The sequence below is a fragment of the Burkholderia sp. SR8 genome (assembly GCF_052851275.1).
This window is the reverse complement of record NZ_JAULUC010000035.1, coordinates 1-17695: the sequence shown is the minus strand read 5'-3', so window position 1 is coordinate 17695 and position 17695 is coordinate 1. Positions and strand designations below refer to the sequence as shown.

Sequence of the window (17695 nt, the reverse complement as noted above, 5' to 3'; positions counted from 1 at the left end):
TCCCATGGACTATCTCGATCTCGGCCCGTATTCCAGTGCATCGGGCACCGTGCGCCTGCCCGGCTCGAAGAGCATCTCCAACCGCGTGCTGCTGCTCGCGGCGCTCGCCGAAGGCGACACCACGATCACGAACCTGCTCGATTCCGACGACACGCGGGTGATGCTCGATGCGCTCGGCAAGCTCGGCGTGAAGCTCGCACGCGACGGCGACACCTGCGTCGTCACCGGCACGCGCGGCGCGTTCACCGCAAAGACGGCCGATCTGTTCCTCGGCAACGCGGGCACCGCGGTGCGGCCGCTGACGGCGGCGCTGGCCGTGAACGGCGGCGACTATCGCGTGCACGGCGTGCCGCGCATGCACGAGCGGCCGATCGGCGACCTCGTCGACGGCCTGCGGCAGATCGGCGCGCAGATCGACTACGAGCAGAACGACGGTTTCCCGCCGCTGCGGATCAAGCCTGCGTCGATCGCGGTCGACGCGCCGATCCGCGTGCGCGGCGACGTGTCGAGCCAGTTCCTCACCGCACTGCTGATGACGCTGCCGCTCGTGAAGGCGAAGGACGGGAAGATCGTCGTCGAAGTCGACGGCGAACTGATCTCGAAGCCGTACATCGACATCACGATCCGGCTGATGGCGCGCTTCGGCGTGACCGTCGAGCGCGACGGCTGGCAGCGCTTCGTCGTGCCGGCCGGCGTTCGCTACAAGTCGCCGGGCCGGATCATGGTCGAGGGCGATGCGTCGTCGGCATCGTACTTCCTCGCGGCCGGCGCGCTCGGCGGCGGCCCGCTGCGCGTCGAGGGCGTGGGGCGCGCGAGCATCCAGGGCGACGTCGGCTTCGCGAACGCGCTGATGCAGATGGGCGCGAACGTGTCGATGGGCGACGACTGGATCGAGGTGCGCGGCATCGGCCACGACCACGGCAAGCTCGAGCCGATCGACATGGACTTCAACCTGATTCCCGATGCGGCGATGACGATCGCGGTCGCGGCGCTGTTCGCGAGCGGCACGAGCACGTTGCGCAACATCGCGAGCTGGCGCGTGAAGGAAACCGACCGCATCGCCGCGATGGCGACGGAACTGCGCAAGGTCGGCGCGATCGTCGAGGAAGGCCCCGACTATCTGGTCGTCACGCCGCCGCAACGGCTCACGCCGAACGCGGCGATCGACACGTACGACGATCACCGGATGGCGATGTGCTTCTCGCTGGTCAGCCTGGGCGGCGTGCCTGTGCGGATCAACGATCCGAAGTGCGTCGGCAAGACGTTCCCCGACTATTTCGACCGCTTCGCCGCGCTCGCCAAAGCCTGACCCGACCGTACCCGATGAAATCGACCCGACCCTTTCACCCGACTCCCGTCATCACGATCGACGGCCCGACCGCCTCCGGCAAGGGCACCGTCGCGGCCCTCGTCGCCGCGCATCTCGGCTTCCACTTGCTCGACAGCGGTGCGCTGTACCGGCTCGCGGCGCTCGCGAGCGTGCGCTACGGCATCGCGGCGGAGGACATCGATGCGCTCGTGAAGCTGATCGACGATCTTCACATCACGTTCCGCGAGGGCTGCGCGCAACTCGACGGCGTCGACGTGTCGAACGACATCCGCGCGGAAGCGGTCGGCAATCGCGCGTCGGCGATCGCCGTGCACGGGCCGGTGCGTGCCGCGCTGGTCGCGCGCCAGCGCGCGTTCCGCAAGACGCCGGGCCTCGTCGCCGACGGGCGCGACATGGGTACCGTGATCTTCCCGGATGCCGTGCTGAAGGTGTTCCTGACGGCCAGCGCCGAGGCGCGCGCGGCCAGGCGGCATAAGCAATTGATGCAAAAAGGTTTTTCTGCTAATATAGATGACTTGCTCCGGGATCTCCGTGAACGTGACGCGCGCGACAGCAATCGCGCGGCCGCGCCGCTGAAGCCCGCGGCAGATGCCAAGCTGCTCGATACGTCGGCGCTTTCGGTCGATGAAGCCGTCGACCAGGTGCTGCAGTGGTACCGCGCGCTCGGCCAGCCAGCCTGACAAGGCGGGCGGCAGTAGGTGCTCCGCGCGTGTGTGCGGAGCGTGTTTCGAACCCTTAACCCCGTGTGGCTTCGATCTGGCCCTTTCAGCCTGCCATTCCGGCCGGCGTGGCACAGCGAACCATGCACAATCAGATTTTTATGTCCGACCTGCAAACCTCCACCCCGAATACCGAATCCTTTGCGGCTCTGTTCGAAGAGTCGCTGACCCGCCAAGACATGCGCGCCGGCGAAGTGATCTCCGCCGAAGTCGTGCGCGTCGACCACAACTTCGTGGTCGTCAATGCAGGCCTGAAGTCCGAGGCTTACATTCCGATCGAGGAATTCCTGAACGATCAGGGCGAGGTTGAGGTGCAGGCGGGCGATTTCGTGTCCGTCGCGATCGACGCACTCGAAAACGGCTACGGCGACACGATCCTGTCGCGCGACAAGGCGAAGCGCCTTGCATCGTGGCTGTCGCTGGAAAAGGCCCTCGACAACAACGAACTCGTCACCGGCACGATCACCGGCAAGGTGAAGGGCGGCATGACCGTGATGGTCAACGGCATTCGCGCGTTCCTGCCCGGTTCGCTGGTCGACACGCGTCCGGTCAAGGACACGACCCCGTACGAAGGCAAGACGCTCGAGTTCCGCGTGATCAAGCTCGATCGCAAGCGTAACAACGTCGTGCTGTCGCGTCGTGCCGTGATCGAGGCAACGCAAGGCGAAGAGCGCGCGAAGCTGCTCGAGACGCTGAAGGAAGGCGCGATCGTCAACGGCGTGGTCAAGAACATCACCGACTACGGCGCGTTCGTCGACCTCGGCGGCATCGACGGCCTGCTGCACATCACCGACATCGCATGGCGTCGTGTGCGTCACCCGAGCGAAGTCCTGTCGGTTGGCCAGGAAGTCACCGCGAAGATCCTCAAGTTCGACCAGGAGAAGAACCGCGTCTCGCTGGGCATCAAGCAACTGGGCGACGATCCGTGGGAAGGCATCTCGCGCCGTTACCCGTCGGGCACGCGCCTGTTCGGCAAGGTCACGAACATCACCGACTACGGCGCATTCGTCGAAGTGGAATCGGGCATCGAAGGCCTCGTCCACGTGTCGGAAATGGATTGGACCAACAAGAACGTTGCGCCGTCGAAGGTTGTCCAGCTGGGCGACGAAGTCGAAGTCATGGTTCTCGAGATCGACGAAGACCGCCGTCGTATCAGCCTCGGCATGAAGCAGTGCAAGCCGAACCCGTGGGATGACTTCAGCCGCAACTTCAAGAAGGGCGACAAGATCACGGGCGCAATCAAGTCGATCACCGACTTCGGCGTGTTCATCGGTCTGCCGGGCGGCATCGACGGCCTGGTCCACCTGTCGGACCTGTCGTGGAGCGAAGCCGGCGAAGAAGCCGTTCGCAAGTACAAGAAGGGCGACGAAGTCGAAGCGATCGTGCTCGGCATCGACGTCGAGAAGGAGCGCATTTCGCTCGGCATCAAGCAGCTCGAAGGCGACCCGTTCAGCAACTACGTTGCAATGAACGACAAGGGTTCGATCGTCGACGGCGTGGTGAAGTCGGTCGATGCGAAGGGCGCTGTCATTACGCTGACGGGCGACGTCGAAGGCTACCTGCGTGCATCGGAAATCTCGCAGGATCGCGTCGAAGACGCACGCAACGTGCTGAAGGAAGGCGACAAGGTCAACGCGATGGTGATCAACATCGATCGCAAGTCGCGCGGCATCAACCTGTCGATCAAGGCGAAGGATTCGGCTGAACAACAGGAAGCGATCCGCGGCCTGCAGTCCGACACCAGCGCTGCTGCGACCGGTACGACCAACCTCGGCGCGCTGCTGAAGGCGAAGCTCGACGGCCAGAACCAGTAAGCCTCACGAGGTCTGCTGAAGTATGACCAAATCCGAGTTGGTCGCACAGCTGGCACTGCGATTTCCGCAACTTGTCCTCAAGGATGCGGATTTCGCGGTGAAAACGATGCTTGATGCGATGTCCGACGCTCTGTCGAAAGGGCATCGCATCGAAATTCGCGGTTTCGGCAGCTTCGGCCTCAACCGTCGCCCGGCGCGCGTCGGACGCAACCCGAAGTCGGGGGAGAAAGTGCAGGTGCCCGAGAAGTTCGTGCCGCACTTCAAGCCCGGCAAGGAATTGCGTGAACGCGTCGACGGCCGCGCCGGCGAGCCGCTGAAAGCTGATGATCCGGACGACGAGCGTTGAGCGTCGTTCGGTGTGCCCGGAATCCATCCGGCGAAGGCTGAAGAAAAAGCGCCCCTTGCGGGCGCTTTTTTCATTTCAGGCGGCCGTACGGCCACGCGCGCGCCCAGGATGTGCGGTGACCCGGAACGCTTCCTTTACAATACGGGTCGATTCGGCGCAGCGAAGGGGAGTCGCGCGCCACGGCAAACCTCAACAAAGAGAGGGCTACATGAAGTTTATCGTCTGGCTGATCCGGGTATTGGTGTTCGTGCTGTTGCTGGTGCTCGCGCTGGCCAATACGCAAACCGCGACGCTGAATTTCGTTGCCGGCTATGCATGGCAGGCGCCGCTGATCCTGATCGGTCTCGCGTTCTTCGTCGTCGGGCTGCTGGCCGGCCTGTTGTCCGCGCTGCCGGCGATCTTCCGGCTGCGTCTCGAGAACGGACGCCTGAAGCGCGATCTGCGCGCGGCCCGCGAAACGCCCGCCATCGTCGATCAGCCGCCGATGCCGCCCGTCATTTAACACGGACGCCGCGCGATCTTCGCGCGGTTTTCGTCTCTGCTTCGATATTTCGCATGGATCTGGATTTCTGGTGGTTGCTCGCGATTCCGGTGGCATTCGCGCTCGGCTGGGCGGCGTCACGTTATGACCTGAAGAACCTCCTGTCGGAGAGCGCCAACCTGCCGCGATCGTATTTCCGCGGCCTCAATTTTCTGTTGAACGAACAACCGGACAAGGCGATCGACGCGTTCATCGAGGTCGCGAAGCTCGATCCGGAGACGGTCGAGCTGCATTTCGCGCTCGGCAACCTGTTTCGCCGCCGCGGCGAAACGGACCGCGCGATCCGCGTGCACCAGAACCTGCTGAGCCGCACGGACCTGCCGGTCAACGAGCGCGATCACGCGCTGTACGAACTCGGCCAGGACTTCCTGAAGGCCGGCCTGCTCGATCGTGCCGAGGAGGCGTTCCATCGGCTCGCCGACGGCGACTATGCGCTGGGCGCGCAGCGCGCGCTGCTGACGATCTACGAAATCGAGAAGGACTGGAACAAGTCGATCGATACCGCGAAGCGCATCGAGTCGATGAGCGACAAGCCGCTCGGTACCGAAATTGCACAGTTCCACTGCGAACTCGCGCAGGACGCGCTGCAGCGCAAGAATGCCGCTGCCGCGGCCGAGCAACTGAAGCTTGCGCTCGCCGCGAACCCGCAGAATGTTCGCGCGACGATCCTGTCCGGCGACGCCGCGGAGGCCGCAGGCGATCACGCGGCCGCGATCGAACACTGGAAGCGCGTCGAAGCGCAGAATCCTGCCTATCTGCCGCTCGTCGCCGACAAGCTGATGAAGGCGCATGTCGCGCTCGGCAAGCCGGTCGACGGCGCCGAGCTGCTGATGGGGTACGTCGATCGCTATCCGTCGAACGACCTGCTCGACATCGCGTATCAACACATCGCCGGGCTGCGCGGCCAGGACGCCGCACATACGCTCGCGCGCACGCAGATGGAGAAGTCGCCGAACCTGTCGGGCATGCTGCATCTGCTCGATGCACAGATCGCGGCCGCCGACGAACCGCGCCGTAAGGAACTTGAAATGATGCGCGCGCTGATCAAGCAGCGCACCAAGAATCTGCCACGGTATACGTGCCAGAATTGCGGTTTCCGGGCACGGCTCTTCTACTGGCAGTGCCCCGGCTGCAGCGGCTGGGAAACCTATGCACCGCGTCGCGTCGAACCTGCGATGCCGGGCTGATCCCGGCACGCGGCAGCGACACGCGGCGGTCGCCGCCGGGCCCGGCCCGGCGGCCAAGTTAGTCAATTACCGGGAAGTACCGGAACATCTATGAAAATCACCATCATCGGCACCGGCTACGTCGGTCTCGTCACGGGCTCCTGTCTCGCCGAGATCGGCCACGACGTCTTCTGTCTCGACGTCGATCCGCGCAAGATCGACATCCTGAACAACGGCGGGATGCCGATTCACGAACCGGGGCTGCTGGACATCGTCGCGCGCAATCGCGCAGCCGGGCGCCTGCGTTTCTCGACCGACATCGAGGCCAGCGTCGCGCACGGCGAGATCCAGTTCATCGCGGTCGGCACGCCGCCCGACGAGGACGGCTCGGCCGACCTGCAATACGTGCTCGAGGCCGCGCGCAACATCGGCCGTCACATGACCGGATTCAAGGTGATCGTCGACAAGTCGACGGTGCCGGTCGGCACCGCGCAGCGCGTGCGCGGCGTGGTCGACGAGGCGCTCGGCGCGCGCGGGCTCGCCGGCAGCGTCGCGCACCGCTTCTCGGTCGTTTCGAATCCCGAATTCCTGAAGGAGGGCGCGGCCGTCGAGGACTTCATGCGTCCGGACCGCATCATCATCGGCGTCGACGACGACGAGACGGGCACGATCGCGCGCGAGAAGATGAAGAAGCTGTACGCGCCGTTCAACCGCAACCACGAACGCACGATCTACATGGACGTGCGCTCGGCGGAATTCGCGAAATACGCGGCGAACGCGATGCTCGCGACGCGTATCTCGTTCATGAACGAAATGTCGAATCTGGCGGACAAGGTCGGCGCCGACATCGAAGCCGTGCGCCGCGGGATCGGCTCCGATCCGCGCATCGGCTATCACTTCCTGTACGCGGGCGTCGGGTACGGCGGCTCGTGCTTCCCGAAGGACGTGCAGGCGCTGATCCGCACGGCCGGCGAGAACGGCCAGCCGCTGCGCATCCTGGAGGCCGTCGAAGCGGCCAACTCCGCGCAGAAGGACGTGCTGATCGGCAAGATCGAGCAGCGTTTCGGCGCGGACCTGACGGGCCGCGAATTCGCGGTCTGGGGCCTCGCGTTCAAGCCGAATACGGACGACATGCGCGAGGCGCCCAGCCGCCGGCTGATCGGCGCGCTGCTCGAGCGTGGCGCGACCGTGCGCGCGTACGACCCGGTCGCGATCGACGAGGCGCGCCGCGTGTTCGCGCTCGATCTCGGCGACGGCTCCGACGCGCTCGCGCGCCTGCAGTTCGTCGATTCGCAGGACGCGGCCGTGACGGCTGCGGACGCGCTCGTGATCGTCACCGAGTGGAAGGAATTCCGCAGCCCGGATTTCACGCGCCTGAAGGCGGAGCTGAAGGCGCCGGTGATCTTCGACGGACGCAACCTGTACGAGCCGGACGCGATGGCCGAGCTCGGCATCGACTACCACGCGATCGGCCGTCCGCATGTCGATCCCCAGTCCCTTTCCCGTGGATGAGCGCACGATGACTACCCTTCGCGAAGTGGTGCCGGTACCGCGAGCGCAGCTCGCGCGCTCGCGCGTGCTCGTCGTTGGCGACGTGATGCTCGACCGTTACTGGTTCGGTAACGTCGATCGCATTTCACCGGAAGCGCCGGTGCCCGTCGTCCACGTGCAGCGTCAGGAAGAGCGGCTCGGCGGCGCAGCCAACGTCGCGCGCAACGCGGTGACGCTCGGCGGCCAGGCCGGCCTGCTGTGCGTGGTCGGCTGCGACGAACCCGGCGAGCGGATCGTCGAGCTGCTCGGCAGCAGCGGCGTGACGCCTCATCTCGAGCGCGATGCGGCGCTGCCGACCACGATCAAGCTGCGCGTGCTCGCGCGCCAGCAGCAGCTGCTGCGCGTCGACTTCGAGGCGATGCCGACGCACGAGGTGCTGCTCGCCGGGCTCGCGCGTTTCGACGTGCTGCTGCCGGAGCACGACGTCGTGCTGATGTCGGATTACGCGAAAGGCGGCCTCACGCACGTGACGACGATGATCGAGAAGGCGCGCGCGGCCGGCAAGGCCGTGCTCGTCGATCCGAAGGGCGGCGACTGGGAGCGCTATCGCGGCGCATCGCTGATCACGCCGAATCGCGCGGAGCTGCGCGAAGTCATCGGTCACTGGCATTCGGAAGACGATCTGCGCGCGCGCGTCGCGAAGCTGCGCGCGGACCTCGATCTCGACGCGCTGCTGCTCACGCGTTCGGAAGAGGGGATGACGCTCTTCTCCGCGAACGGCGAGCTGCACGCGCCCGCACTGGCGCGCGAGGTGTACGACGTGTCGGGCGCGGGCGATACCGTGATCGCGACGGTCGCGACGATGCTCGGCGCCGGTGTGCCGCTCGTCGACGCCGTCGTGCTGGCGAACCGTGCGGCGGGCATCGTGGTGGGCAAGCTCGGCACGGCGACCGTCGACTACGACGAACTGTTTCACTGAGCGCATCGTGCGGCGCGCCGCACGAATGCCTCCCTATTTCAGGCAGGACGACCATGACCCTTATCGTCACCGGCGCAGCCGGTTTTATCGGCGCGAACATCGTCAAGGCGCTCAACGAGCGCGGCGAGTCGCGCATCATCGCGGTCGACAATCTGACGCGCGCGGACAAGTTCCGCAACCTGGTCGATTGCGAGATCGACGACTATCTCGACAAGACCGAATTCGTCGAGCGCTTCGCGCGCGGCGACTTCGGCAACGTACGTGCGGTGTTCCACGAGGGCGCCTGTTCGGACACGATGGAAACCGACGGCCGCTACATGATGGACAACAACTTCCGCTACAGCCGCGCGGTGCTCGACGCATGCCTCGCGCAGGGCGCGCAGTTCCTGTATGCATCGTCGGCCGCGATCTACGGCGGCTCGACGCGCTTCGTCGAAGAGCGCGAGGTCGAGGCGCCGCTGAACGTCTACGGCTATTCGAAGTTCCTGTTCGACCAGGTGATCCGCCGCGTGCTGCCCAGCGCGAAGAGCCAGATCGCCGGGTTCCGCTACTTCAACGTGTATGGCCCGCGCGAGACGCACAAGGGCCGCATGGCATCGGTCGCGTTCCACAACTTCAACCAGTTCCGCGCGGAAGGCAAGGTCAAGCTGTTCGGCGAGTACAACGGTTATGCGCCGGGCGAGCAGACGCGCGATTTCGTGTCGGTCGAGGACGTCGCGAAGGTGAACCTGTTCTTCTTCGATCATCCGGAGAAGTCGGGCATCTTCAATCTCGGCACCGGCCGTGCGCAGCCGTTCAACGACATTGCATCGACGGTCGTGAACACGCTGCGTGCGCTCGACAACCTGCCGCCGCTGACGCTCGCGCAACAGGTCGAGCAAGGGTTGATCGAATACGTGCCGTTCCCCGATGCGCTGCGCGGCAAGTACCAGTGCTTCACGCAGGCCGACCAGACCAAACTGCGCGCGGCCGGCTACGATGCGCCGTTCCTGACCGTGCAGGAAGGCGTCGACCGCTACGTGCGTTGGCTGTCCGGCCAGGTTTAAACACAGTCGCTGCGTCGCTAGACTGGGTCTCACGGTCGGCAGCCGCCGGCCGGTTTTTATCGGAGATCCAGCACATGATCAGGAAATGGTTTGCGGCCGCCGCGATGTTCGGCGCGATCGCCTCGGCCTGGGCGGCCGTCGACGTCAACACCGCGAACGAGGATGCGCTCGTCGGCATCAAGGGCATCGGCCCCGCGCGGGCCAAGGCGATTCTCGACGAGCGCGGTGCGCGCGGCCCGTTCAGGAGTGCGCAAGATCTCGCGTCGCGCGTGAAAGGCATGGGCGGCCACACGGTCGAGCGCCTCCAGCAGGAGGGCCTGACGATCGGCGCGACCGGTACCGGTACCGGTACCGGTGCGGCGGCGCCTGCCGCCGGCAAGCCCGCGACGGCGAAATCCGCAGCGGCGCCTGCCCGCACCGCGCAGAAGTAACGCACGCCCGACCACGGGCACCACGAAAGGCTCCTTCAGTCGCCGTCGTTGCGATGGCTTCCCGCGGCATGCCGCGGGTTTTTTGCGTGCACGTTGCGTGCGAACGATCGCAAATCGCGCGGCACCGGTATTCCATCGTCGCAATGGGGGTTGCCGGCGTGCGCGCCTGCGCTGGTTTACAATCAATCGATTGATCGCCCTCGCACTCACGGTATCCCCATGGCTTACAAAACTATCGAAGACACGATCGGCAACACGCCGCTCGTGCAACTGGTCCGCCTGCCGGACGACGAGATCCGCGCACGCAACAACGTGGTGCTTGCCAAGCTCGAGGGCAACAACCCGGCCGGTTCCGTGAAGGATCGCCCCGCGCTGTCGATGATCAGCAAGGCCGAGGCGCGCGGCCGCATCAAGCCGGGCGATACGCTGATCGAGGCGACGAGCGGCAACACGGGTATCGCACTCGCGATGGCCGCGGCGATCCGCGGCTACAAGATGGTGCTGATCATGCCGGAGGATCTGTCGGTCGAGCGCCGCCAGAGCATGGCCGCTTACGGCGCCGAAATCATCCTGACGCCGGTGAAGGGCGGGATGGAGCTCGCGCGCGACCTCGCGGAGCAGATGCAGCGCGAAGGCAAGGGCGTGATCCTCGATCAGTTCGGGAACCCCGACAATCCGGTCGCGCACTACGAGACGACGGGCCCGGAGATCTGGCGCGACACCGAAGGACGCATCACGCATTTCGTGTCGGCGATGGGCACGACGGGCACGATCATGGGCACGTCGCGCTATCTGAAGGAGCAGAACCAGGCGATCGAGATCGTCGGTGCGCAACCGGAAGACGGCTCGCGCATTCCGGGCATTCGCAAGTGGCCGGAAGCCTATATGCCGACGATCTTCGATCGCAGCCGCGTAGATCGCGTCGAGAACGTGAGCCAGGCCGCGGCGGAAACGATGGCGCGCCGGCTCGCGGCCGTCGAAGGCATTTTCGCCGGCATCTCGTCGGGCGGCGCATGCGAAGTCGCGATGCGCATCGCGCGCCAGGTCGAGAACGCGACGATCGTGTTCATCGTCTGCGATCGCGGCGACCGCTACCTGTCGACCGGCGTGTTCCCTGCGTAAACGCCAGCCCGCGGTCGGTCGGCATCGGCCGGGCCGCGCGATAAAAAAGCGCCGCAATGAGCGGCGCTTTTTCTTTGCGCGGGACCGGGCTTACTGCGCCGGCGCTTCCGTGTCGGCTGCGGGCAGCGGCAGGGCGCCGTTCGCTTCCATTTCGGCCTTCACCGCTTCGCCGAGCTGGTACACCGCAAGCGCATAGAAGAAGCTGCGGTTGTAGCGCGTGAGCACGTAGAAGTTTTTCAGGCCGAGCATGTACTCGGTCGCGCGCCCCGGCGACGGCAGGTCGACCACGGTGACCGGCGTGCTCGCTTCGGTCGTGATGTTGACCATCGGCTCGTTGAGCGTCATGCCGGCGCGCAGCAATTGCGACAGCGCCCAGTGCGGCTCCGGCTGACCGTCGGCCGCGGCTTGCGCGATGCCGAGACTGCCCGTGTCGGGCGTGATGCGCCACACCACCGGCCGATCGGTTTCCCAGCCGTGCTGCTTCAGGTAGTTCGCGACGCTGCCGATCGCATCGGCAGGACTGCTGCGCAGATCGACGTGGCCGGCTCCGTCGTAGTCGACCGCATACTCGCGGATGCTGCTCGGCAGGAACTGCGGAATGCCGATCGCGCCCGTGTACGAGCCGAGCACGGTGGTCGGGTCGAGCTGGTTGTCGCGCGTCCAGACCAGGAAATCCTCGAGGTTCTTGCGGAAGGTCGCCTGGCGGCTGTCGCGATTCGGCGTGTCCGGATAGTCGAACGTGAGCGTCGTCAGCGCATCGAGCACGCGGAAGTTGCCCATGTAGCGGCCATAGATCGTTTCGACGCCGATGATGCCGACGATGACCTCGGGCGGCACGCCGAATTCCGCGGATGCGCGCTGCAGCGTCGCCTGGTTCGCCTTCCAGAATTTCACGCCCGCGTTGATGCGGATCGGCTCGATGAAACGTGAGCGATACACGCGCCAGTTCTTCACCGACGGTGTCGGCGCGGGCTTCACGAGCTTCACGGCGGTGGCCGAATAGCTGATGCGCGAGAACAGCGCATGCAGGCTCGCGGCATCGAAGCCGTTGCGGCTCACCATCTCGTCGATGAATGCATCGACCTTCGCGTTGTTCGCGTAACGCTGCGGAACGATTTCCTCTTCGAAGGTCTGGCCTTGCGGTGCCGGCTGCTGCGGTTGCGCCTGCGCGACGAGCGTGCGCGAGGACTTCGCGGGCTGCGTCTGCGCGGCCGCGGGTGCGGCGGCCAGCATCGCGGCGACGGCAGCGGCAACGAGCGGAACGCGAACGCGGAACAGCATGGAGAGAAGGGCGGCAGGCTTGCTGGAATTCATGTCGAAGCGGGCGGACAGGGCGATGGGGTTCGGCGCAGTATACCCGACGCATCCTGCGTGCCGGGGCGTGGCAGCGCACCGTTGTGGTAAGTTAGCGGCGAATTCGCGGCAGACGATGGACATCATTGATGGAGACCTGCGGCGCACGCTGCGTCGCGGATGACAGCTTATGGCAACCGCCTTCTATACGCACCCCGACTGCATGCTGCACGAGATGGGGGAATGGCATCCGGAATGCCCGGCCCGACTGTCGGCGATCCAGGATCAGCTGATCGCGAGCCGCATCGACGACCTGATCGTGCACGAAACCGCGCCGTTCGCGAGCGAGGTGGCGCTCGGCCGCGTGCATACGCAGGCCCACATCGACTACATCCGCGGCATGACGCCCGTCGACGGCTACGTCGAGATCGATCCCGACACGCTGATGAATCGCGACACGTGGCGCGCGGCGCTGCGCGCGGCCGGCGCCGCGATCGCGGCGACCGACGCGGTGATCGAAGGGCGCTACGCGAATGCGTTCTGCAGCGTCCGGCCGCCCGGCCATCACGCGGAGCCGGCGCGGGCGATGGGCTTCTGTTTCTTCAACAACGTTGCAATTGCTGCACGCCATGCGCTCGACGTCCATGGCATCGAGCGCGTCGCGATCGTCGACTTCGACGTGCACCACGGCAACGGCACCGAAGCGGCGTTCGCGAACGACGAGCGCGTGCTGATGTGCAGCTTCTTCCAGCATCCGCTGTACCCGTTCTCCGGCGTCGACCATCAGGCCCCGAACATGGTCAACCTGCCGATGCCCGCGCGCAGCAACGGGATGGCGATCCGCGAAGCGGTCGACATGTTCTGGCTGCCGCGTCTCGACGCGTTCAAGCCGCAGATGCTGTTCGTGTCGGCCGGCTTCGATGCGCATCGCGAGGACGACATCGGCAACCTCGGTCTCGTCGAGGCCGATTTCGAATGGCTGACCGCGCAGATCGTCGATGTCGCGCGCCGGCATGCGCAGGGCCGCATCGTGAGCTGTCTCGAGGGCGGCTACAACCTGTCCGCGCTCGGACGCAGCGTCGTCGCGCACCTGCGCGTGCTGGCCGGCATCTGACCCGCAGCGGCGCGGTGCGGGCTCAGCGCGCCGGCGCGCGCGCGTGAATCCACGCGATCAGCGCATCGATCACGCGATCGCGCTCGAGATCGTTCATCGTTTCGTGGAACCCGCCTTCGTATAGCGTCAGCGTGCGATCGGGCGAGCCGACGCGCGCGCCGAACGCGCGGCTGCCGTCGGGCTCGGTGAGCTTGTCGTCGGTGCCGTGATAGACGAGCACCGGCACGCGCAGCGCACCGCGCCCGTGCTCGATGCGCGCCATCGCGTCGAGGATTTCCGCACCGGTGCGCGCCGGCACCGCGCCGTGGTGCACGAGCGGATCGGCGCGATTGGCCGCGACGACGGCCGGATCGCGCGACAGCAGCGCCGCATCGATCCTGATCGCGGGGAAGTTCGGCCACACGCGGCTGATGAAGCGGCTCATCGCGACCATCCAGCGCGGCACGTCGCGCCCCGGCGCAAGCGCGGGGCTCGACAGCACGAGACCGGCCAGCGCGTGACCGCGGGCCGGCACGCGTTCGATCGCATACAGCGCCGCGACGGCGCCGCCCATGCTGTGCCCCATCAGGAAGAGCGGCGTATTGTCGCGCGCGGCTTCGGCGACGAGCGCATCCGCATCGTTCAGGTAATCGTCGAACCGGTCGACCCACGCACGCTTGCCGGGCGACTGTCCGTGCCCGCGCAGATCGACCGCGAGCAGGTCGATGCCGGCCGCGTTCAGTCCGGCCGCGAGCGCCGCGTACCGGCCCGCATGCTCGGCGAGACCGTGCACGAGCGCGATCGTCGCGCGCGGCGGCGCCGTGCCGTCGCCGGCCGGCCAGCGGTACGACGCGAGTTCGCGACCGTCTGCGGTGCGCAGCCGGCCCATTCGCGGTGCGGGCGGCGCCAGCGGCGTCTTCGGGCCCGTGGTGGCGGCGGGCGCGGCGGCCGGCGCGGTCATGGCGGTCATCTGGCGTGTCCCCTGTTCATTGGCATGGTGATCGCGATCATAGTCGCCGCATTCCGGCGCGGGCCAGCGGGGGCCCTCTAATTTCGTCCGGTTATGAAAAGATCGAAATCGATTATTAAGGGGAATGAGGCGTTTGCGGTAAAATCGCCGGCTATTCCAGATGCATCGGCGGCCGATTGGCGGGCCTGCTCGCCAGCCGGCCGCCGTTTTGTTTACATGATCGAATTACGCAATCTGTCGCAGCGTTTCCCCGGGCCGACCGGCTGGGTCGACGCATTGCACAACGTCAACCTGACGATTCCCCAAGGCGAAGTGTTCGGCATCATCGGCCGAAGCGGCGCCGGCAAGAGCACGCTCGTGCGCACCATCAACCTGCTCACGCGGCCGACCGAAGGCAACGTCGTCGTCGGCGGGCGCGATCTCACGCTGCTGCCGGCCGGTGCGCTGCGCGAAGCACGCCGCGAGATCGGCATGATCTTCCAGCACTTCAACCTGCTGTCGTCGCGCACGGTGTTCGAGAACGTCGCGCTGCCGCTCGAACTCGCCGGCGCAAGCCGTGCCGACATCGAGGCGGCCGTGCTGCCGCTGCTCGATCTCGTCGGGTTGTCCGCGCAGAAGGATCGCTATCCGGCGCAGATCAGCGGCGGCCAGAAGCAGCGCGTCGGCATCGCGCGCGCGCTCGCGAGCAAGCCGAAAGTGCTGCTGTCGGACGAAGCGACGTCGGCGCTTGATCCCGAGACGACGCGCTCGATCCTCGACCTGCTGAAGCGCATCAACCGCGAACTCGGGCTGACGATCGTGCTGATCACGCACCAGATGGAAGTGATCAAGCAGGTATGCGATCGCGTGGCGGTGCTCGACGCGGGCCGCGTGGTCGAGGAAGGGCGCGTGATCGACGTGTTCCTGCAGCCGCATCACGAAGTGACGCGCGCGCTGATCGGCGACGTGATCGCTCAGGAGCTGCCGCCGGCGCTGAAGGCGCGCGTGGCCGAGCGGCTGAAGACGGGCAGCGGGCATCTGCTGCGGCTCGCATTTACCGGTTCCGGCGTCGATCAGCCGATCCTGTCGGAGACGATCCGCCGGTACGAACTCGATTTCAACATCCTGCACGGCCAGATCGACGAGATCCAGGGGCAGGCGTTCGGGTCGCTCGCAGTGCTCGCGGGCGGAGAGCCGGGCAAGGTCGGGCAGGCGCTCGCGTTCCTGCGCGAGCAAGGCGTGGTGGTAGAGGAGCTTTCGTATGTTGAGTGAGATGTTCGATATGTTCGTGCAGTCGTTCTGGGAGACGCTGATCATGGTCGGCATCTCGGGGGCGGTCGGCGCGCTCGTCGGGCTGCCGCTCGGCGTGCTGCTGTACCTGACCGACCGGCAGGGCGTGCTGCAGAACCTCGGCGTGAACCGCGTGCTCGGCGGCATCGTGAACGCGGTGCGCTCGACGCCGTTCATCATCCTGCTGGTCGCGGTCATTCCGTTCACGCGGCTCGTCACCGGTTCATCGATCGGCACGGCCGCGGCGGTCGTGCCGCTCACGCTCGCGGCCGCGCCGTTCATCGCGCGGCTGGTCGAGACGGCGCTGCGCGAGGTCGACCGCGGGCTGATCGAAGCCGCGCAGTCGATGGGCGCGACGACGTCGCAGATCGTGTTCAAGGTGCTGCTGCCCGAATCGCTGCCGGGCATCGTCGCCGGTCTGACGATCACGTTCGTGTCGCTGGTCGGCTATTCCGCGATGGCCGGTGCGATCGGCGGCGGCGGGCTCGGCGATCTCGGGATCCGCTACGGCTACCAGCGCTATCTGCCGGAAGTGATGTGGACGGTCGTCGCGATCCTGATCGTGTTCGTGCAGATCGTGCAATCGTTCGGCGACTGGCTCGTGCGCCGGCTGAGCCACAAGTAAAAACGACATTCATCCGTTGGGGGAGACGATGCAACGACGCTTCATGCTGAAGTTCGCGGCCGCACTGGGCGCGGCCGCGCTGTTCGCGACCGCGCACGCGCAGGCCGAAACCATCAAGGTGGGCGTGACGGGCGGCCCGCACGCGCAGATCATGGACGTGGTGAAGAAGGTCGCGGCGAAGAGCGGCCTCGACATTCGCGTCGTCGAATTCTCCGACTACGTGCAGCCGAACGCGGCGCTCGCGTCGGGCGATCTCGACGCGAACAGCTACCAGCACGATCCGTATCTGCAGGCGCAGGTGAAGGATCGCGGCTACAAGCTGATCAAGGTGGCCGACACCGTCACGTTCCCGATGGGCATCTATTCGAAGCGGGTGAAGTCGCTGGGCGAACTGAAGCCGGGCGCGCGCGTCGCGGTGCCGAACGATCCGACCAACGGCGGCCGTGCGCTGCTGTTGCTGCAGAAGCAGGGGCTGCTGAAGCTGCGTGCGGACGCGGGCCTGAAGGCGACGCCGCTCGACATCGTCGACAATCCGCGCAAGCTGAAGATCGTCGAGCTCGATGCCGCGCAGATTCCGCGTTCGCTCGGCGACGTCGACGCGGCGGCGATCAATACCAACTACGCAATGGAAGCGGGGTTGAAACCGAAGCAGGACGCGATCGCGATCGAGGGCGCGAACGGCCCGTACGCGAACATTCTCGCGATTCGCGACGCGGACCGCGGCAAGCCGTGGGTCGCGAAACTGGTCGCGGCCTACCATTCCGCGGAAGTAAAGCAGTTCATCGAACAGAAGTTCGGCGGCGCGGTCATCGCCGCCTGGTAAGCAACGCGACACAGGGCGCGCCCGGCGACGATTAGAGTCGATGATCGAAAACCCGGGCTTTGCGTCCGGGTTTTTTCTCTTTTAAAATAGAACGACCGTTCGCTATTGTCGGCGCGCCATCGAGGAGCGCTATCCTCGATAGCCATGAAGGATGGGTCCGCTTGGCCGCGCAGTCATGAGGCCTCGCTATAGAATGGCCTCTGGTCGTATTCGTAACTTTGGAGCGTGTGCATGAAAATCCTGGTGCCAGTGAAAAGAGTGGTCGATTACAACGTGAAGGTCCGCGTGAAGTCGGACAACACGGGCGTCGACATCGCGAACGTGAAGATGTCGATGAACCCGTTCGACGAAATCGCGGTGGAAGAAGCGGTGCGGCTGAAGGAAGCGGGCATCGCGACCGAAGTGATCGCGGTGTCGGTCGGCGTCACGCAAGCGCAGGAAACGCTGCGCACGGCGCTGGCGATCGGCGCGGATCGCGCGATCCTCGTCGAATCGAACGACAGCGTCGAGCCGCTGGCCGTCGCGAAGATCCTGAAGGCGCTGGTCGACAAGGAACAGCCGCAACTGGTGATCCTCGGCAAGCAGGCGATCGACGACGATTCGAACCAGACGGGCCAGATGCTGGCTGCGCTCGCAG

At 65.9% G+C, this 17695-nt stretch carries 18 protein-coding genes; 16 read left to right on the top strand and 2 right to left on the bottom strand.

Annotated elements, in window-relative coordinates:
* Nucleotides 1-4: 4 nt before the first annotated feature.
* From aroA to cysM, 11 genes are all read left to right on the top strand, one after another.
* On the top strand, nt 5-1309 hold the full coding sequence (aroA, locus tag Q3A80_RS29260; protein ID WP_446332284.1) for a 3-phosphoshikimate 1-carboxyvinyltransferase: 1305 nt from the start codon (nt 5-7) through the stop codon (nt 1307-1309).
* 14 nt (nt 1310-1323) lie between these two features.
* Complete coding sequence (cmk, locus tag Q3A80_RS29255) at nt 1324-2010, top strand: (d)CMP kinase (protein WP_040143695.1); 687 nt, start codon at nt 1324-1326, stop codon at nt 2008-2010.
* Nucleotides 2011-2150: 140 nt separating this feature from the next.
* On the top strand, nt 2151-3863 hold the full coding sequence (gene rpsA / locus Q3A80_RS29250) for a 30S ribosomal protein S1 (RefSeq protein ID WP_151063696.1): 1713 nt from the start codon (nt 2151-2153) through the stop codon (nt 3861-3863).
* Nucleotides 3864-3885: 22 nt separating this feature from the next.
* Nucleotides 3886-4209 (top strand): integration host factor subunit beta, encoded by a 324-nt coding sequence (locus Q3A80_RS29245; RefSeq protein WP_006750752.1) that lies wholly within the window; start codon nt 3886-3888, stop codon nt 4207-4209.
* Between the two features lie 208 nt (nt 4210-4417).
* Nucleotides 4418-4711 carry a lipopolysaccharide assembly protein LapA domain-containing protein gene (locus Q3A80_RS29240; RefSeq protein ID WP_446332283.1) on the top strand — a complete coding sequence of 98 codons (294 nt, stop codon included), beginning with the start codon at nt 4418-4420 and terminating at the stop codon, nt 4709-4711.
* A gap of 53 nt (nt 4712-4764) precedes the next feature.
* The gene (lapB, locus tag Q3A80_RS29235) at nt 4765-5937 is read left to right on the top strand and encodes a lipopolysaccharide assembly protein LapB (RefSeq protein ID WP_446332282.1); all 1173 of its coding nucleotides are present in this window, start codon (nt 4765-4767) and stop codon (nt 5935-5937) included.
* Between the two features lie 90 nt (nt 5938-6027).
* Nucleotides 6028-7428, top strand: coding sequence for a UDP-glucose dehydrogenase family protein (locus Q3A80_RS29230; protein WP_446332281.1), 1401 nt, complete (start codon nt 6028-6030; stop codon nt 7426-7428).
* Between the two features lie 7 nt (nt 7429-7435).
* Nucleotides 7436-8386, top strand: coding sequence for a D-glycero-beta-D-manno-heptose-7-phosphate kinase (gene rfaE1 / locus Q3A80_RS29225; protein ID WP_446332280.1), 951 nt, complete (start codon nt 7436-7438; stop codon nt 8384-8386).
* A 53-nt stretch (nt 8387-8439) separates the two neighbouring features.
* Nucleotides 8440-9432, top strand: a complete 993-nt coding sequence (rfaD, locus tag Q3A80_RS29220; RefSeq protein ID WP_446332279.1) for an ADP-glyceromanno-heptose 6-epimerase — start codon at nt 8440-8442, stop codon at nt 9430-9432.
* Nucleotides 9433-9506: 74 nt separating this feature from the next.
* Nucleotides 9507-9863, top strand: coding sequence for a ComEA family DNA-binding protein (locus tag Q3A80_RS29215; protein ID WP_446332278.1), 357 nt, complete (start codon nt 9507-9509; stop codon nt 9861-9863).
* A gap of 219 nt (nt 9864-10082) precedes the next feature.
* Entirely contained in the window at nt 10083-10985 is a 903-nt protein-coding gene (cysM, locus tag Q3A80_RS29210) for a cysteine synthase CysM (protein WP_446332277.1), read from the top strand.
* Between the two features lie 90 nt (nt 10986-11075).
* Here cysM and mltB read toward each other — a convergent pair whose 3' ends face one another.
* Nucleotides 11076-12425, bottom strand: coding sequence for a lytic murein transglycosylase B (gene mltB / locus Q3A80_RS29205; protein WP_446332276.1), 1350 nt, complete (start codon nt 12423-12425; stop codon nt 11076-11078).
* Between the two features lie 43 nt (nt 12426-12468).
* On the opposite strand from mltB, the gene Q3A80_RS29200 reads away from it, so the two are divergent.
* Nucleotides 12469-13392: a histone deacetylase family protein gene (locus Q3A80_RS29200; RefSeq protein WP_446332275.1), complete on the top strand. Its 924-nt coding sequence runs from the start codon at nt 12469-12471 to the stop codon at nt 13390-13392.
* A gap of 22 nt (nt 13393-13414) precedes the next feature.
* On the opposite strand, the gene Q3A80_RS29195 is transcribed toward Q3A80_RS29200, so the two are convergent.
* Nucleotides 13415-14341 (bottom strand): alpha/beta hydrolase, encoded by a 927-nt coding sequence (locus Q3A80_RS29195; RefSeq protein WP_446332274.1) that lies wholly within the window; start codon nt 14339-14341, stop codon nt 13415-13417.
* A 216-nt stretch (nt 14342-14557) separates the two neighbouring features.
* Between Q3A80_RS29195 and Q3A80_RS29190 the strand changes: the two genes are divergently transcribed.
* The 4 genes from Q3A80_RS29190 to Q3A80_RS29175 form a co-directional block, all read left to right on the top strand.
* Nucleotides 14558-15592 (top strand): methionine ABC transporter ATP-binding protein, encoded by a 1035-nt coding sequence (locus Q3A80_RS29190; protein ID WP_446332273.1) that lies wholly within the window; start codon nt 14558-14560, stop codon nt 15590-15592.
* Nucleotides 15582-16235, top strand: a complete 654-nt coding sequence (locus tag Q3A80_RS29185; RefSeq protein ID WP_040144905.1) for a methionine ABC transporter permease — start codon at nt 15582-15584, stop codon at nt 16233-16235. Before Q3A80_RS29190 ends, Q3A80_RS29185 begins: the two co-directional genes overlap by 11 nt.
* 28 nt (nt 16236-16263) lie before the next feature.
* On the top strand, nt 16264-17058 hold the full coding sequence (locus tag Q3A80_RS29180; RefSeq protein ID WP_446332272.1) for a MetQ/NlpA family ABC transporter substrate-binding protein: 795 nt from the start codon (nt 16264-16266) through the stop codon (nt 17056-17058).
* Nucleotides 17059-17289: 231 nt separating this feature from the next.
* The coding region (locus Q3A80_RS29175; protein WP_446332271.1) for an electron transfer flavoprotein subunit beta/FixA family protein at nt 17290-17695 on the top strand (406 nt) is incomplete at its 3' end.

Bases quoted from the DNA above. Each gene is read 5' to 3' on its own strand.
- aroA (WP_446332284.1), top strand. From the start codon at position 5: ATGGACTATCTCGATCTCGGCCCGTATTCCAGTGCATCGGGCACCGTG.
- cmk (WP_040143695.1), top strand. From the start codon at position 1,324: ATGAAATCGACCCGACCCTTTCACCCGACTCCCGTCATCACGATCGAC.
- rpsA (WP_151063696.1), top strand. From the start codon at position 2,151: ATGTCCGACCTGCAAACCTCCACCCCGAATACCGAATCCTTTGCGGCT.
- Q3A80_RS29245 (WP_006750752.1), top strand. From the start codon at position 3,886: ATGACCAAATCCGAGTTGGTCGCACAGCTGGCACTGCGATTTCCGCAA.
- Q3A80_RS29240 (WP_446332283.1), top strand. From the start codon at position 4,418: ATGAAGTTTATCGTCTGGCTGATCCGGGTATTGGTGTTCGTGCTGTTG.
- lapB (WP_446332282.1), top strand. From the start codon at position 4,765: ATGGATCTGGATTTCTGGTGGTTGCTCGCGATTCCGGTGGCATTCGCG.
- Q3A80_RS29230 (WP_446332281.1), top strand. From the start codon at position 6,028: ATGAAAATCACCATCATCGGCACCGGCTACGTCGGTCTCGTCACGGGC.
- rfaE1 (WP_446332280.1), top strand. From the start codon at position 7,436: ATGACTACCCTTCGCGAAGTGGTGCCGGTACCGCGAGCGCAGCTCGCG.
- rfaD (WP_446332279.1), top strand. From the start codon at position 8,440: ATGACCCTTATCGTCACCGGCGCAGCCGGTTTTATCGGCGCGAACATC.
- Q3A80_RS29215 (WP_446332278.1), top strand. From the start codon at position 9,507: ATGATCAGGAAATGGTTTGCGGCCGCCGCGATGTTCGGCGCGATCGCC.
- cysM (WP_446332277.1), top strand. From the start codon at position 10,083: ATGGCTTACAAAACTATCGAAGACACGATCGGCAACACGCCGCTCGTG.
- mltB (WP_446332276.1), bottom strand. From the start codon at position 12,425: ATGATGTCCATCGTCTGCCGCGAATTCGCCGCTAACTTACCACAACGG.
- Q3A80_RS29200 (WP_446332275.1), top strand. From the start codon at position 12,469: ATGGCAACCGCCTTCTATACGCACCCCGACTGCATGCTGCACGAGATG.
- Q3A80_RS29195 (WP_446332274.1), bottom strand. From the start codon at position 14,341: ATGACCGCCATGACCGCGCCGGCCGCCGCGCCCGCCGCCACCACGGGC.
- Q3A80_RS29190 (WP_446332273.1), top strand. From the start codon at position 14,558: ATGATCGAATTACGCAATCTGTCGCAGCGTTTCCCCGGGCCGACCGGC.
- Q3A80_RS29185 (WP_040144905.1), top strand. From the start codon at position 15,582: ATGTTGAGTGAGATGTTCGATATGTTCGTGCAGTCGTTCTGGGAGACG.
- Q3A80_RS29180 (WP_446332272.1), top strand. From the start codon at position 16,264: ATGCAACGACGCTTCATGCTGAAGTTCGCGGCCGCACTGGGCGCGGCC.